The organism is Bradyrhizobium sp. AUGA SZCCT0431 (assembly GCF_018131065.1).
Classification (GTDB): Bacteria; Pseudomonadota; Alphaproteobacteria; order Rhizobiales; family Xanthobacteraceae; genus Bradyrhizobium.
Genome location: NZ_JAFCLR010000023.1, coordinates 63,758 through 79,790 on the forward strand (window position 1 = coordinate 63,758; position 16,033 = coordinate 79,790).

Sequence of the window (16,033 nt, forward strand, 5' to 3'; positions counted from 1 at the left end):
ATGCTGTCGCGCACCGCCGAAAACCTGTACTGGCTGGCCCGCTATGTCGAGCGCGCGGAATATCTCGCGCGCACCATCGACGCGACCCTGCGCGTAACAGCCCTTCCCGCCGCCTATATCGGCAAGACCAATGAGTGGGATTCCGCGCTTCTGACCGCCGGCGTCAGCGCCAGCTTCTACGAGGCCTATCAGGAAGCCAACGAACAGAACGTCGTCGAGTACCTGGCGTTCTCGCCGTCCAATCCCTCCTCGATCAAGAACTGCATCGAGGCAGCGCGGCTCAATTCCCGCTCGGTACGCACCGCGTTGACCTCGGAGATGTGGGACACTATCAACGGTTCCTGGATCGAACTGCAGGAAGTCTGGAGCAAGGGCACCGGAAGCCGGGAGGAACTGGCGAAATTCCTGCGCTTCGTGCAGGAGACGTCGCTTCGCTTCGACGGCTCGGCCTACCGGACCATGCTGCGCAACGACGCCTACTGGTTCTCGCGCCTTGGGCTGCATCTGGAGCGCGCCGACAACACCGCCCGCATTCTCGACGTGAAATATCACGTGCTGCTGCCCGAGGAGGAACATGTCGGCGGTCCGCTGGATTATTACCAGTGGACCTCGATCCTGCGCTCGGTGTCGGCGCTGACGGCCTATCACTGGGTCTACCGCGAGACGCTGAAACCCTGGCTGATCGCTGATTTGCTGATCCTCAACGACACGCTGCCGCGCTCGCTGGCGAGCTGCTACAGCAATCTGGTTCGGAACCTCGACCAGATCGGCGTCGCCTATGGCCGCCAGGGTGCCTCCCAGCGCCACGCCCGCGGCGTCCGCAACCGGCTTGAACACAGCCATATGGACGATATCTTCCAGCATGGCGTCCATGAATTCATCCAGGAATTCATTGCGGACAACGCACGGCTGGGTGAAATCATCACGAAGCAGTATCTGATTTAACGCTGTCATGGCCGGGCTTGACCCGGCCATCCATCCTCTTAAGAAGAGTCGTCAATTCTTGATGGATGCCCGGGTCAAGCCCGGGCATGACGAACGAGCACTCCAGTTTCGTTTTTGGTAACGCCATGCGCCTGCGAATTGCCCATACCACCAGCTATCGCTACGAGCCCCCCGCCTCTGGCGTGATCCAGATCCTGCGGATGACGCCGGGCAGCCATGACGGGCAATATGTCGCCGAGTGGCAGATCGACGTCTCCACCGATTCCCGGCTCGACATGCACCAGGACGCGTTCGGCAATGTCACGCATGTTCTGACTCACGGGCCGCTCGCCGACCTCACCATCAATGTCGAGGGCCTGATCGAGACCCACGACACCGGCGGCGTGCTGCGCGGCACCGACGAGCGTTTCCCGCCAAGCCTGTTCCTGCGCTCCACCACGCTCACCGAAGTCAATCCGGCGATGGCGACCTTTGCCCGCGAGATGCGCTCGGAATCGGGCGACGACGTGCTCGGCTTCCTGCACGCGCTGATGGTCCAGATCAACGAGCACATGACGTTCGACGAGGATCCGACCAACAGCGGCACCTCGGCGGCGGAAGCCTTCGCTTTGAAGCGCGGCGTGTGCCAGGACTACGCGCATATCTTCATCGCCTGCGCCCGCTCGGGCGGCGTGCCGGCGCGGTTTGTCTCCGGGCATTTCCTGCGCTCCGACGGCACCGTCAACCAGCAGGCCGGCCACGCCTGGGCCGAGGCCTTCGTGCCTGATTTGGGCTGGGTCGGTTTCGACGCCGCCAACGGCATCTGCACCACAGACGCCCACGCCCGCATTGCGATCGGCCTCGACTATCTCGGCGCGGCCCCCGTCCGCGGCACCCGCTATGGCGGCGGCAACGAGACGCTGACGGTCGCGGTCAAGGTCGAGCAGGCCGGCGGCCGGTCGGGGCAGTGGCAGAGCCAGTCGTAGATCCAACCACCGTCATTGCGAGGAGCACAGCGACGAAGCAATCCACCTTCTCTGCTGCGCCATGGATTGCTTCGCTTCGCACGCAATGACGAGGATAGTGTTCGCTTCTATCGCCGTCACTTATCCAGCCACACATCCTCGAACCGCAGATTGTTGTACTGGCTGTTGTCGCGCGGCTTGAAGTTCTTCACATGCGGCTGCCAGCAATTGCCGGCCGATGAGTGCAGGATGATCGGGCGCGCGGCGTCGTCGACCAGGATGCGCTCGATATCCCAGACGATCTTCCTGCGCTTTTCCTTGTCGAGTTCGCGCGACTGCGCCGCCAGCAGCTTGTCGACCTCGGCATTGCAGTACTGGGTATAGTTGCGCTCGGACTTGCATGAATAGTTCTCGACGATGTTGCCGTCGGGATCGTCGACGCTGACGCCGGTGACGTTCAATCCGATCGTAAAATCCTTTTTCGCCAGCCGCGCATACCATCGCGGGGTGTCGAGGATGTCGAGTTCGCCGACGATGTAAATCTTCTTGAGCTGGTCGGCCAGGATCACCGCGGGGTCGCGGTAGGTCGGCAGGTTCCGGGTCTGGATCTTGATCGGCAGTGGTTTGGCGTCGCTGTAGCCGAGCTTCTGCATGATCGCCTGCGCTTCCGCGACGTTCCTGGCGATGTCAGGGCCATAACCCATCAGCGACGTCACCATTTCCGACGACATGCCCCATTCGCCCTCGGGCTTTGCCAGCATCGCCCCGCCCAGCCGCGCGTTACCTTCCATCAGGATGGTGTTGAAGGCCTTGCGATCGAGCGCAAGCGACATCGCCTTGCGGATGTCGGGATTGTCGAACGGCGGGTTGACGCGATTGACCAGCAAATTGATCTGGGTTCCGGTGCCGGTCATCTCGCAGATCGCGTTCGGTGCCCGCGCCTTGATGTCCTTCAGCAGGGGAACGCTGACATCGGAGGGAAAGGTGATGTCGTACTCGCCGGTCGAGAATGCCAGCATCCGTGTGGCGCGGTTGTCGATCGTCCGCACCGTGATTTCATCGAGATAGGGCCGATCCTTCTTGAAGTAATCCGGATTGCGCACGACGTGCATGGATTCGCCGCGCTTGAATTCGACGAACTTGAATGGCCCGGTGCCGATCGGCTTGCTCCGCATCACAGCCTGCGGCACGTGGCAGGGATAGACGGCTGAAAACGCGCTCGCCAGCAGCACCGGCAGGCTCGGCTGCGGCTCGCTCAATTCGAACGTCGCCTCATGGTCGCCATTGACGCTGACGTCCTGCAGCTTGGTGTACCAGACCTTGCGCGGGTTGCGCCTGAAATCCTGCGTCTCGGTCTTGCCGATCAGCATCCGCCAGGTGCACTGCACGTCTTTCGCCGTGAAGGGTTGGCCGTCGTGCCACTTCACGCCCTGCCGCAGCTTGAAGGTCAGCTTGGTGTTGGTCGTGTCCCAGGACCAGCTTTCGGCCAGATCCGGGATCACGGTCTCCATGCTCTCATGCGGCTTGGCCGGATCGAACACGACCAGATTGTTGAACACCGCCGCAAAAGGCAGCACCGAGGCGATGGTCGCCTCTTCCAGGAGCGACGTCGAGGGCGGATTGTCGTTGTGATAGAGCCGGAGCGTGCCGCCTTTTTTCTGCGCGGCGGCGGGGCTTGCGGCGCATAGCGCAAGACAAAGCAACAGGATGGAGGAAGCTCTCGACCTGGCTGGTGGCTGGTTGATTCCCATTTTTGCCTCCCAAAAGATTTTCTTTTTCTATAGAACTACCGTGGGTCGAGCCCAGCGTTACGCAGGTTGCTCGGCTTTCGTACCGCGGTCAACTCCATGCGCTTGCGGGAGAAAACGAAAGTAGCGCGTGGACACAAGCCGAATCCCGTTCATGCCGCACAACGGAATGCTGGCCGCGGCTGCCGGAATTTTGTGAAAGACCTTGGAGCAAGGCTCGCGGGGCACGCATGAAGATTGCGGTCGGAATCATCGCAGTGGTGCTGCTGGCAGCCGCTGTCAGGCAAGCAAGCGCGGTGTTCGCGCCGCTGGCGCTGGCGCTCTTTATCATCGCAATCGTCTGGCCGCTGCAGAGCCGGCTGCAGGCGAGAATGCCGAAACTGCTGGCATTGGCGCTCACCATCGTCGTCACGATCGTGGTCTGTCTCGCTTTCGCCTCGCTCGCGGCCTGGGGCTTCGGGCGGGTCGGACGATCACTGATGGCCGATACGGTGCGCTATCAGGCGCTTTATGGCGCCATGGTGACGTGGCTCGACGGCCATGGCGTCTCGGTCGCCGGCCTGTGGGCCGAGCATTTTAACGTCGCGTGGCTGATGCGCGCAACACAACTCGTCACCGGCCGCGTCAACACCACACTCAGCTTCTGGGTGATTGCACTTGTCTATGTTGTGCTAGGACTTCTGGAGGTAGAGGACGCCAGACGAAGGATCGAGACGCTCGGCAAGCCTGACGTTGCGCGCGTGCTGCTGGACGGCAGTGCGGCGACCGCAGCCAAATTCCGGAAATACCTCCTGGTACGGACGCAGATGAGCGCCATCACCGGCATGCTCGTCGGTCTGTTCGCCTGGGTCACCGGACTGCCGTTCGCGCTGGAGTGGGGCGTGATCGCCTTTGCGCTCAATTACATCCCCTTCATCGGGCCCTTCATCGCAACGCTGTTTCCCACCTTGCTGGCGATGACACAATTCGAGAGCTGGCAAGCCGTTCTTGCCGTCTTCGTTTGCCTCAACATCATCCAGTTTGTGGTCGGCAGTTATATTGAGCCGCGCGTTGCCGGCAGCATGCTTTCGATCTCGCCTCTGGTTGTGTTGTTCGCGATCTTTTTCTGGACTTTTCAGTGGGGCTTGTTCGGAACTTTCATCGGCGTGCCGATCGCGCTCGCGATCCTCACCTTCTGTGCCCAGCATCCGTCGAGCCGCTGGATAGCCGATCTGCTCGGCGGATCGAAGCAATAGGGGGCGACAAAAGCTAGCTACCGCTCTCGCCGGCGATCTCGACGCACTGCGGCGGGAGCAAACAGAGCCGCCCGTTCGAACCGGCGGCCAGCGTATGGATCAGAAACTGCGTCGGTTCGGCGTCAGGGCCACCCATGACAGGCGACGGAGCAGAGATGATCTTCAGCGTACCGCAGGCGCCGATCCAGTCGATGTGGCGATGGCCGTGCATGATCACGGCCCGCTTCGCGAAAGGCCTGAGTTTGCGGACAAACCAGCTACCATTGACAAGAGCGGTTCCAATCCGTTCGGAAAAATTCGCAACCGGCATCGGATATTCTATCAGATGATGATGCAGCGCGACGATCCATTGCGCTTTCGGGAAACGACCCAGCGCCGCCGCGAGCCGGCGCATCTGTTCAACGGAGACCAATCCGAGCGCGTTGGTGAAGGAAAAATGCGTATCGGCGTTGGAATTCAGGATCAGGACGCCTAATCCGTCTTCCCGATCGGGTGGCAACAGCATCGGAAACAGGTCGTCGAACAGCCCGACCAGCCCGGCGGCGCGGCGCAAGCCGCCGCGTTCGGCGAATGCCGCGATCCGCTGGCGATACGGCGCCAGCGTCGCATTGAGCGTCGCAGCCGGCTTTCCCGCGTCGTCGACGACATACACACGTTCCCCCTGCACGGTTGCGATTGCCGACAACGTCCGCATCTGCCGCAGCCGCTTGCCGGGGCTGAACGGCAAATCGAGCCGGGCCGGATTGGCACGGTCGACGATGTTCAGATCGTGATTGCCGGGCAACATGACCATGAGAGCCGCGAGATCACGATGCAGCGCCACGACGTCGAGGAATTCGGCCCATTCCGTCGCGCGGCCAGCATCGGTCATGTCGCCGGTCACAAGGATGAGATCAAGCGGGTCAGCGGCGTGGATCGCTGCAAGACGCGCCATGAGGCGAGTAAAGCGCTGGTTTCCGCGCGGGCCGCCACGTCCGCTCTCGATGCGGAAACCGTATCGCTCGCCGATCACGTGAAGGTCCGAAAGATGCGCGACACGCCAGGTCCGGCAACCGGACGGCGCGTCGTCGAATCCGGGAAGATCGAGCGGCTGATCCATTCTGGCATCCGCAAAGCCCCAGACCAGCGACGCGAACGCGAGATAACCCGATACCAGTATGACCGCATTGGCCAAAGTCGGAACGATCAGCCGGTGCAGAAGCACGAGGTCCGACACCGAACCGACCCACCGCGAGAAGGGCCAAACGAAAATCGCGACAGCCGCCGCACACAGGCAGAGCACAATGCCGGCGCCGGCGGAGGTCGCCGCGCGCAGCCGGGCCCGCCCTGTCGCGTCAGCGTTCCTACCGAACACCAGTTCCGCCAAATGCCGCAGCGCTTCGCGGCCAAACGCGTAGCCGGGCTGGACGGCGAGCGCATTGAGCGACCAGAAGTTTGTCTCAGCGGCTCGAAACAGCGGCCGCCATCCGAACCATCCGAGCGCGATGACCGCGACCAGCAGCAGCGCCGCACCGATCCCGGTCAGTTCCAGAACGTGTTCGGACAAGGACGAGAACCAGGCCGTCGCGATCAGCGGCGCGAGACCGAGCAGCACCGCCGGCAACAGCAGCGAGACGGTCCAGGCGAACAGCAATTTCGGCAGGCTGATTTCAACCAGCAGACTGCCGGTGATCGCCAGCAGCGATCTCTGTCCGGGACTGGAGGCATCGTCCTCGATATCGCCCTGGCGCGGATCGACAAGCAACCGGCCTTGAGCGGCTGGTGAATCAGGCTCCGCGGTCGGCCTCGTCATGATCAGGGCCCGCATTTTACCCGCAACAGGATCGATTGCTCTCCGACCGACGCTATCAGTCTCTCGGTGGAATGCCAGCAGCGCATCCGCTCACCCGCCGCTACCTTGCTTCTGAACACACTCATTCTGTTCGCCAGCCTTCCTCTGCGCCAGCCTTCGGATATGCAATTCGTGCCACCGGATAGCGTAATTTGTCACAAACTTTTGTAGCAAAGCAAACAAGCCGCAAACCCTTTCATTCGGTTGCAGCGCTAGCATGGAGCGTTGGTGATCAAGTCCCGCATTACAAATTGCAAGGGAGACTTGCCATGCGCACAAAGCTTATCGGCACTGTCGCAGTCGTTTCAACCGCTTGTCTGGTCACGTTCAGCGGAAATGCCCAGGCAGAAATATTGATTACGACTGCCTCCATATCGCGAGGCGAGTTAGTTATCGCAGGACGGGTTAGGCGACCGCGGGACCCCAACGTGGAGATTAAAATTAACCCAACAAGAACGGTGCAGGTTGAGAGCACATCGACGGGCGGCTTCAGGTGGGTTGGATCGGAATTTCCCTCTACTTGCATCGTGAAGATCACGTCCGGGCCGGATACGAGAGACGTGGTGATACAGAACTGCGGCCTTCCCGGACCTGTTGGACCGCCTGGTCCAGCAGGTCCTCCAGGCCCGGCCGGACCGAAGGGAAACTAGCGGCTTCGGTGCGCATTGGACTTAGTCTTGAGGACTTCATCCCGCTCAGAAGAGGCTCATATGGCGAAAGTCAGGATCGTGCACACGACCGAATACACCTACCGCAACCCAGTGGGCTTGTTGCGCCACAAGCTGATGATCCGGCCGGATGAGAGTCACGACCTGCGACTTCACGGCGCCACGCTAAAGGTCGAACCGGCACCGTCCGATATCTACTGGAAGCATGACGTTTTCGACAATTCGATCTGCTTCCTGCATTGGCCGGAAGCGCTCAGAACCAGGCGGCTCGGCATTGTGTCAGAGCTTGACTTAACACATCACCCCGAGGGGCCACCCCTTCCGATTTATAGTCTCGACTCGGCTGCCGAGCAGTTTCCGTACGCCTACGCCGCCCATGAGCTTCCCGATCTGGCTCGGTTCACCGAGCTCCAGATGCCGGACTCCGATCGAAAGATCGAAGCATGGGCCCGCCGCGTCGTGTCAAGCGTGGATAGTAAGGAGACCTTGCGAGTACTGGACGCCATGACGCATGTAATCAAGGAGGAATTCCGTTATGTCGCGCGCCATGAGGAGGGTACGCAGACAGCTGCCGAGACCCTCGCGCTTGGTTCCGGCACCTGCCGCGATTTTGCAGTGCTGATGATGGAAGCGCTGCGCTGCTTCGGGCTCGCCACGCGTTTCGTCACCGGCTACTTGTATGACAGTATCTCAGGATCGGTTCGCGGAGGCGGCAGTACCCATGCCTGGTGCAGCGTCTACCTCCCCGGCGCAGGATGGGTTGAGTATGATCCGACGAATGGCTTGATTGCCGGCGAGAACCTGATCCGCGTGGGCGTAACCCGAGAGGCGGAACAAGCAGTTCCAATTTCGGGCGGCTTCGTCGGCAACGCTGACGACCCGACCGCACTGCATGTGGATGTATCCGTCCATGCCGTGCCGCGGCATGGTGGCGGCGCGACTTTGATTAGCCATTAGCCGGCTCCCGGCATATGCAGTTTGTGCCATTGCGTTGCACGGATTTGTCACAACTTTTCATGACGACGCACACGTTGCGCAAACCAGTGCGTCAGGTTGTATGCTTGACTCCGTGCACTTACGAGCGCTTGTTTGTCGGGCCGAATAAAACGAGCTGACAAGATCCCACGTGATCGGTTGCTCAATGAGCAACGAACGTTGCCGATGTCCCGGCGCCCACGAGCAGGATCGTGCAAACAGGATTGAGGAGGAGTCCCATGGACTCGCCATCGATCACGGCACAAGCCGAACGGCCATACGTTTCGACAGGGCATCTGCCCGAGCCCGAGATGGTACAGGAACTCGTGTCCGAAGCGCAGCGGCGCTTTAAATCGAACACCGACGGCCAAAACTCGCAAGTCTATCCGGCGCTGGCCAGAATCCCCAGCGATCTGTTCGGTGTCTGCGTCGTCGGCACGAGCGGACGCGTCTATGCCGCCGGGGACACCGACTACGAATTCTCGATCATGAGCGTGTCGAAGCCGTTCGTATTCGCGCTGGTATGCGAGACGGTCGGGCCGGAAGAAGCGCGCGCCAAGCTCGGAGCAAACGCCACTGGCCTTGCTTTCAACTCCCTCGCCGCCATCGAGCACGGCGGCGGCCGGACGAACCCGATGGTCAATGCGGGCGCCATTGCAACGACGAGCCTTGCGCCTGGCACGACCGCGGATGAAAAATGGCAGTTCATCCATGACGGACTGTCGCGTTTCGCGGGCCGAAAGCTGCCGCTGAATGAAGAGGTCTACGCCTCGGCGTCGGATACCAACTTCCGCAACCGCAGCATCGCCCGCCTGCTACAGAGTTTTGATCGGATCTACTGCGACGCAAAGGAAGCGACCGACCTCTACACCAGGCAGTGCTCGCTGAATGTCAGCGCCCGGGACCTCGCGGTCATGGGCGCGACGCTGGCTGACGGCGGCGTCAACCCCATCACCAAAAAACGCGTGGTCGATCCGGCTGTCTGTCATTACGCGCTGGCGGTGATGATCACCGCCGGACTGTACGAGACGTCGGGCGATTGGCTTTACGACATCGGCCTGCCCGGAAAGAGCGGAATCGGCGGTGGCATCGTGGCGGTTGCCCCGGGCAAAGGCGGCTTCGGAACCTTCGCGCCCCCGCTCGACGCCGCTGGCAACAGCGTCAAGGGACAGCTCGCCGCTAAATTCCTGTCGCAGCGGCTGGGAATGGATCTGTTCGTGTCGCAACCGGAAGAATGAATCAGATGCCAAGGGATTGGGACGGGCCGTAAGACCCGACCGATCCGGAACCGAGCAAGCCGGAGGACGCCATGGCAACGCACTCGATTTCAATCGGCGACATCCGCGAAGACGCGCAGACGTCATGGGTGCCGATGATCGCCATTGCGTTCGGCCAGATGATCATGTCCTTCAACGTCGCTTCGCTGCCGGTCGCCATGGGGGGCATGGTGCAGAGCTTCGGCGTCCCGCCGACGACCGTCGCGACCGGCATCGTAGCCTATTCGATGCTGGTTGCCGGCTTCGTGATGCTGGGCGCGAAACTCGCCCAGCGGTTCGGCGCCGCGCAGGTCTTCCGTGCTGCCGTCGTATTGTTCTGTGCCGCGCAGATCTTGATGACGTTCAGCCCCACCGCGACCCTGATGATCACGGCCCAGGCGCTCTGCGGCGCGGCGGGGGCGGTGATTGTGCCGTCGCTGGTGGCGCTGATCGCCGAGAATTATTCAGGGCGCCAACAGGCGACCGCCGTGGGTGCGCTTGGTTCGGCGCGTGCCGCTGCCGGCGTGCTGGCGTTCATCATTGGCGGCGTCCTCGGTACATATATCGGCTGGCGTCCGGCGTTCGGAATCCTGATCGCCGCTTCCGCCATTGTCTTCGTCTTGAGCTTCCGCCTCAGACCCGACCACGGACGGCAGGGCGTGCGGATCGACGTCACAGGCGTCGTGCTGGCGGCAACAGCCATCATCCTCATCAGCTTCGGCTTCAATAATCTAAACGGCTGGGGCCTGGCGCTGGCAACCCCCAACGCGCCGTTCAACCTGCTTGGCCTTTCGCCGGCGCCGGTCATGATCGTTCTGGGTATCGTGCTCGGCCAGGCCTTCCTGATGTGGACGCATCGGCGCCAGGCGGCCGGGAAGACGCCGCTGCTTGCCCTCGAAGTGATCGACTCGCCGCAGGAACGCGCCGCGGTCTATGGGCTGTTTGCCGTGGTCGCACTGGAGGCGGCGCTTAATTTTTCGGTGCCGTTGTACATTCAGATCGTGCAGGGCCGCTCCCCTCTCGCAACCGCGATAGCGATGATGCCGTTCAATCTCACGGTGTTCTTCACGGCGATGCTGATCGTCAATGTCTACGACAAACTGACACCCCGCCAAATCGGCCGCTATGGCTTCGCCCTTTGCACGCTTGCACTGGTGTGGCTCGCGTTCGTGGTGCGGAACGACTGGAGCGAGATTCCCGTACTGATCGGCCTCGTCCTGTTCGGCATCGGCCAGGGTTCGCTGGTCACGTTACTGTTTAACGTGCTGGTCACCGCTTCGCCCAAGGCGCTTGCAGGCGACGTTGGATCGGCGCGCGGCACCACGCAAAATCTCGCCGCGGCAGTCGGAACGGCCGTCGCCGGCGCGCTCCTTGTCGGCCTCTTGAGCACAATCGCCATCAGCAACATCGCCGCAAATCCGGCGCTGCCGAAGGAACTACAGAGCCAGGTCGATCTCAACAACATCACCTTCGTCAGCAACGAGCGCCTGCGGACCGTGATGGAGAGCACGACCGCCACGCCGCAGCAGGTGCAGGAAGCGGTGCGCGTGAACACGGAGGCGCGGTTGCGCGCGTTGAAGATCGGCCTGCTCATCATGGCCGGCCTCGCCCTGCTCGCAGTGATTCCGGCCGGACAGCTCCCGAATTACCTGCCGGGAGAAATCCCGAGCGACGACCCTGAGGCCGAAGGCTCGAGATCGGCCTGATCCCCGACTGCGAGACGTGTGTTTATCCGCGGAGAAAAATAACAAGACGTCGATCAAAGGAGAGAGCCCAATGGATGCAATCGAGCGTCGCAGCGTGCTACGGGGCATTCTGTGTGCGGCCGCAGCCGCGGGTTTTGCCGCAAGTTCGCTGCCGGCCGTGGTCGAGGCCATGCCCCTCGCGGCCCAGAAAGACCTTGGCAAAGATCTTGGCAGCAAAGAGCCTGGCAGCGAGGCGGACGATCTCACTGTACGGGTTCAGGCCGTCGCCCGCCGGCCGCCCCGGCGTCCTGTGGCTCGTCCGCCGCGACGACGCCCAATCCATCGTCACCGCCGGCGCCGTTGGGTCTGTTATTGGCACCGCGGGCGCCGCGTTTGCGGCTGGCGATGGCTATAGCCAATTTCAGTATGCTGATGAGACCCGAGCGGCCGGCGCTGCGCCGCTGATTTGATCGCACGGGGAACCGAGGAGGACAACATGACCACTTACGACGGTAGTTCACGCTTGCGCGCCGATGGTTTGTCCGCGCCGCCATTTTGGATCTGCGTTCTGCTTGGATTGGTGATGATTGCCGCAGGAGCCCTGGTGTTAAGCGACGTCGTGCTCGTGACCATGATCAGCACGATATTCATCGGCTGGATATCGATCGCCACGGGCGCCTTCGAAGTGGTTCACGCGTTCTGGACCAAGGGATGGGGCGGATTCGTATGGCAGGTGCTGCTTGGCATTCTGTACATCGCCTTCGGCGCGGTGCTGGTGAGTCAGCCCGTCGCCAGCGCCTTGATCCTCACCTATGTCCTCGGGCTACTGCTGCTGATATCCGGCGTCGTTCGAATTCTGCTGGGGTTCGGCCACTGGAGAGAGGCCGGCTGGATCATGCTGTTGTCGGGATTGTTCGGCGTTCTGGCTGGCCTCGTCATTCTGACGGGATTCCCTGTGACCGGTCTGTGGGTGCTCGGATTTGTCCTCGGCGTCGACCTGATATCTCACGGCGTCGCCTGGCTGGCTTATGCTTGGCGGCCGGCGGCGAAAACGGCGTGAGATAAAGGAGTGGTCGCCATGGTTGCACGTGCTGGCGAAGGGCCCGTTCTTCTCGCGAAAAAGCTCGGCGGTCTGCTTCTGATCGTCCTGGGATGCTTGTTGCTGGTCGCAGGCATAAACCTCGAATCAACGGTGTTATCGCTTCTTGGCGCCTTGTCTCTGATAGCCGGCCTGATCTTCTGGGTGCTCAAGATCATCAGGCGCAATGAGAGCAGTCAGATCCGATAACAAGATCAATAACTGGGCACGCGGATATGAGAATGTCTTGCTTGAGAATACTCCCCGGCATTTCCGTGCTGGCGGTTCTGGCTGCAATCGGGTTGAGCTTCTCCGCCTCACCCTCCGCGCAGGCCCAGCAAGCCAAGGCTACAATATTTCAGGGCGTCAGGATCTTCGACGGAAAGAGCGGCGCACTTTCAGTGTCGTCCAACGTTCTCATCCGAGGCAACAAGATAGAGAAGATTTCGACGGCGGCGATCGCGGTCGACGCTCAAACCGCAACGATCAATGGTGCCGGCCGCGTCTTGATGCCGGGTCTGATCGATGCGCATTGGCACGCGATGCTGGTGCGCACGACCCCGGTAGAGGCGTTCGGTGACGTCGGCTTCAACAATCTGGTGGCAGGCGAGGAAGCGACAGATACTTTGATGCGCGGCTTCACCACCATTCGCGACGTGGGCGGGCCGGCGTTCGGTCTCAAGCGCGCCATCGATGAAGGCATCGTCAAGGGCCCGCGTATCTATCCGTCCGGCGCCATGATCACTGTCACGAGCGGGCACGGCGATTTCCGGCAGCTAACTGATTTGCCGCGGACGATCGGCGGGATGGTTACCCGCATGGAGCAGATCGGGGGCGCCATCGTTGCGGACAGCCCTGACGAGGTGCGCGTGCGCGCGCGCGAACAGCTCATGCAGGGCGCCTCCCAGGTCAAGTTGACGGCGGGCGGCGGCGTATCGTCACCCTTCAGTCCGATCGACGTGAGCACCTTCACGGAGGCCGAAATGCGCGCCGCGGTCGAAGCGGCCGAAAATTGGGGGACGTACGTCGTCGCGCATGCCTTTACGCCGGCTGCGATCCGGAGCGCTATTGCGGCTGGCGCGAGGTGTATCGAGCACGGTTTCCTGATGGACGACGCAACCGCCAAGCTGATCGCGGATAAGGGTGTTTGGCTGAGCATGCAGCCACTGCCGGAGGGAATGAGGCTGGGCCTTCCTGAGGGTTCTGTCCAGCGAGCCAAGGCGGACGAAGTCTGGCCCGGGATAGCCCGCGCCTATGAGATGGCGAAGAAATACAAGATCAAGACGGCGTGGGGCACGGATGTGCTGTTCTCCCGCGAGCTCGCCCAACAACAAGGGGCAATTCTGGCCTCGCTTACCCGTTGGTACACCCCCGCCGAAGCGCTGGTCATGGCGACATCGACAAACGCCGAACTGCTGGCGCTGTCCGGCAAGCGCAATCCCTATCCCGGCAGGCTCGGCGTCGTGGAAGAAGGCGCGCTGGCCGACCTGTTGCTGGTGGATGGCAACCCTGTCGACAACATCAAGCTGATCGAAGACCCAGCCAAGAATTTCGTCGTCATCATGAAGGACGGGACAATCTACAAGAACCTGCTTGGCGCGGGCAAATAGGACACTTAATCCATATCGCAGTGCCCGGTTCGCTGCTGATCGATCAATATTCGCAACCGCGATAGTTGGAGGCCTCGCAGGCTTGCGCCATGGCGCCTGCGGCCGGGATTTCCTAGCGCGTCATGGTCCGCGACAGGTCGCGCGGGCCGGCCTTGGCCCCGGCATCGCCCCGTTTCCCCGCAAAGCTGACCCACATGAAAGCGCCGCCCGAATGGCGCGGAACGCCCTCGCAATTCCGCCTCCAGCATGTTTTCATTTTTCCTCAAAGCTGCCAAAGTCCATAGGGCTGCGAGGGATGACTGCCAAGCAAAACGACCAGATGCAACGCAGGAGGCGCGCGATGTCGGAAATCGACAAAGTGTTCGCAGGCTCGATTCCGGAAAACTATGATCGCCATATGGTTCCGTTGATCTTCGAGAGCTACGCGCAGGACATTTCACGACGCGCAAGCGCATTGGCGCCGAAGTCCGTACTGGAAACCGCGGCCGGCAGCGGCGTGGTCACCCGCGCACTGGCGCCAATGCTGTCGCCCGATGCCAGATACGTCGTCACCGACCTCAATCAGCCCATGCTGGAATATGCGAAATCAAGACAAGGCGCGGACAGCCGCATCATCTGGCAAAAGGCGGATGCGCAGGCGCTGCCGTTCGAGGACGCCGCGTTCGATCTCGTCTGCTGCCAGTTCGGCGTCATGTTTCTTCCCGATCGCCCATCCGGGTACCGCGAAGCCCGCCGGGTTCTGAGGCCAGACGGACATTTCCTGTTCAACGTCTGGGACCGGATCGAAGAGAATTTGTTCGCGAGCGATGTCACCGACGCGCTTGCGACGTTCTTTCCTGACGACCCTCCCCGCTTCATGGCCCGCACGCCCCACGGCTATCACGACACCGCGCTGATCCGCAGCGATCTGGCGAAAGCCGGCTTTACCGACGTGACGATCGAGACAAGGGAAGCGCAAAGCCGCGCCCCCTCTGCCCGCCATGTCGCGCTGGCCTATTGCCAGGGAACCCCGCTGCGCAACGAGATCGAAGCGCGGGGTCCGGACCGGCTCGAGGCGGCGACCGACCATGCGGCCTCGGTCATCGCTGTCAGGCACGGCAGCGGCGAGATATCGGCCAAGATCCAGGCCCATATCATCCTCGCCCGGATCTAGCCTTCCCGGCCAGCTTCAATGCGTCTTTTTACCCACCCGGCGCATGCCGCGCCGCGGTAATTGGGGTTGGATGCCCCCGTGAAATTCGCTACTAGTTGCCCCGCCGGCAATCGAGGCGGTTCGGGGACGTGGAATGACCTATTGTTGCGGAGTGCTGGTACGGGACGGTCTGGTCATGATCGCGGATACCCGCACCAATGCCGGCCTCGACAACGTCTCGACCTTTCGCAAGCTGCACATTTTCTCAAAGCCGGGCGAGCGGATCATGGCGATCGCCAGCGCCGGCAATTTGGCGATCAGCCAGTCGGTGCTGTCCACCCTGACCGAGGGCATCGAGGACCCGCACTCCGGCGAGGTCGAAACGCTGATGAATGCGCCGACCATGTTCCAGGCCGCCCAGCGCATCGGCCGCGCCATCCGCAGCGTCCACGCCACCGAAGGCGACGCGCTGCGCTCGGAAGACGTCAGTTTCGACGTCTCGTTCCTGTTCGGCGGCCAGATCAAGGGCTCGCGGATGCGGCTGTTCATGGTCTACACCGCCGGCAATTTCATCGAATGCACCACAGATACGCCCTACCTGCAGATCGGCGAGCATAAATACGGCAAGCCGGTGCTCGATCGCGCCATGCATTACGACGTCGAACTGTACGAGGCACTGAAGACCAGCCTGATCTCGATGGATTCGACGATGCGCTCCAATCTCGGCGTCGGCCTGCCGATCGACGTGCTGGTGGTGCGCGCGGATGCCTGCGAGGCCGACCTCAACCACCGCATCGAGGCCGGCGAGCCCTATTTCCACGATTTGCGTTCGCGCTGGTCGGCAGCGTTGCGCGCGGCGCATCAGAATATTCCAAGACCACCCTACAAGTCAGAAACAGAAACGAAAAAGTAAAGGCGAGGAAACA

At 61.7% G+C, this 16,033-nt stretch carries 13 protein-coding genes; 11 read left to right on the plus strand and 2 right to left on the minus strand.

Annotation, left to right across the window (positions count from 1 at the left end; all coding sequences use genetic code 11):
- Entirely contained in the window at positions 1 to 945 is a 945-nt protein-coding gene (locus JQ567_RS22530) for an alpha-E domain-containing protein (RefSeq protein ID WP_212440815.1), read from the plus strand.
- Between the two features lie 125 nt (positions 946 to 1,070).
- Positions 1,071 to 1,910, plus strand: coding sequence for a transglutaminase family protein (locus JQ567_RS22535; protein ID WP_212440816.1), 840 nt, complete (start codon positions 1,071 to 1,073; stop codon positions 1,908 to 1,910).
- 116 nt (positions 1,911 to 2,026) lie between these two features.
- On the opposite strand, the gene JQ567_RS22540 is transcribed toward JQ567_RS22535, so the two are convergent.
- The gene (locus JQ567_RS22540; protein WP_212440817.1) at positions 2,027 to 3,640 is read right to left on the minus strand and encodes an ABC transporter substrate-binding protein; all 1,614 of its coding nucleotides are present in this window, start codon (positions 3,638 to 3,640) and stop codon (positions 2,027 to 2,029) included.
- A 227-nt stretch (positions 3,641 to 3,867) separates the two neighbouring features.
- Here JQ567_RS22540 and JQ567_RS22545 point away from each other — a divergent pair, with 227 nt between their 5' ends.
- On the plus strand, positions 3,868 to 4,872 hold the full coding sequence (locus tag JQ567_RS22545; protein ID WP_212440818.1) for an AI-2E family transporter: 1,005 nt from the start codon (positions 3,868 to 3,870) through the stop codon (positions 4,870 to 4,872).
- 13 nt (positions 4,873 to 4,885) lie between these two features.
- Here the strand turns inward: JQ567_RS22545 and JQ567_RS22550 are convergent, their stop codons facing one another.
- On the minus strand, positions 4,886 to 6,664 hold the full coding sequence (locus tag JQ567_RS22550) for a metallophosphoesterase (RefSeq protein ID WP_212440819.1): 1,779 nt from the start codon (positions 6,662 to 6,664) through the stop codon (positions 4,886 to 4,888).
- Between the two features lie 749 nt (positions 6,665 to 7,413).
- On the opposite strand from JQ567_RS22550, the gene JQ567_RS22555 reads away from it, so the two are divergent.
- The 8 genes from JQ567_RS22555 (at position 7,414) to JQ567_RS22590 (ending at position 16,020) form a co-directional block, all read left to right on the plus strand.
- Positions 7,414 to 8,328, plus strand: coding sequence for a transglutaminase family protein (locus JQ567_RS22555; protein ID WP_212440820.1), 915 nt, complete (start codon positions 7,414 to 7,416; stop codon positions 8,326 to 8,328).
- A gap of 257 nt (positions 8,329 to 8,585) precedes the next feature.
- Positions 8,586 to 9,584 carry a glutaminase A gene (gene glsA / locus JQ567_RS22560; protein ID WP_212440821.1) on the plus strand — a complete coding sequence of 333 codons (999 nt, stop codon included), beginning with the start codon at positions 8,586 to 8,588 and terminating at the stop codon, positions 9,582 to 9,584.
- Positions 9,585 to 9,655: 71 nt separating this feature from the next.
- Positions 9,656 to 11,308, plus strand: a complete 1,653-nt coding sequence (locus tag JQ567_RS22565; RefSeq protein WP_249165622.1) for an MFS transporter — start codon at positions 9,656 to 9,658, stop codon at positions 11,306 to 11,308.
- A 475-nt stretch (positions 11,309 to 11,783) separates the two neighbouring features.
- Positions 11,784 to 12,347 carry an HdeD family acid-resistance protein gene (locus JQ567_RS22570; protein ID WP_212440822.1) on the plus strand — a complete coding sequence of 188 codons (564 nt, stop codon included), beginning with the start codon at positions 11,784 to 11,786 and terminating at the stop codon, positions 12,345 to 12,347.
- An 18-nt stretch (positions 12,348 to 12,365) separates the two neighbouring features.
- The gene (locus JQ567_RS22575; protein WP_212440823.1) at positions 12,366 to 12,575 is read left to right on the plus strand and encodes a hypothetical protein; all 210 of its coding nucleotides are present in this window, start codon (positions 12,366 to 12,368) and stop codon (positions 12,573 to 12,575) included.
- A gap of 32 nt (positions 12,576 to 12,607) precedes the next feature.
- On the plus strand, positions 12,608 to 13,975 hold the full coding sequence (locus JQ567_RS22580) for an amidohydrolase family protein (protein ID WP_212440824.1): 1,368 nt from the start codon (positions 12,608 to 12,610) through the stop codon (positions 13,973 to 13,975).
- A gap of 340 nt (positions 13,976 to 14,315) precedes the next feature.
- A complete protein-coding gene (locus JQ567_RS22585; protein WP_212440825.1) occupies positions 14,316 to 15,128 on the plus strand; it encodes a class I SAM-dependent methyltransferase in 813 nt (270 codons plus the stop codon).
- Between the two features lie 133 nt (positions 15,129 to 15,261).
- Entirely contained in the window at positions 15,262 to 16,020 is a 759-nt protein-coding gene (locus JQ567_RS22590) for a proteasome-type protease (protein WP_192734068.1), read from the plus strand.
- The last annotated feature ends 13 nt before the right edge of the window (positions 16,021 to 16,033 follow it).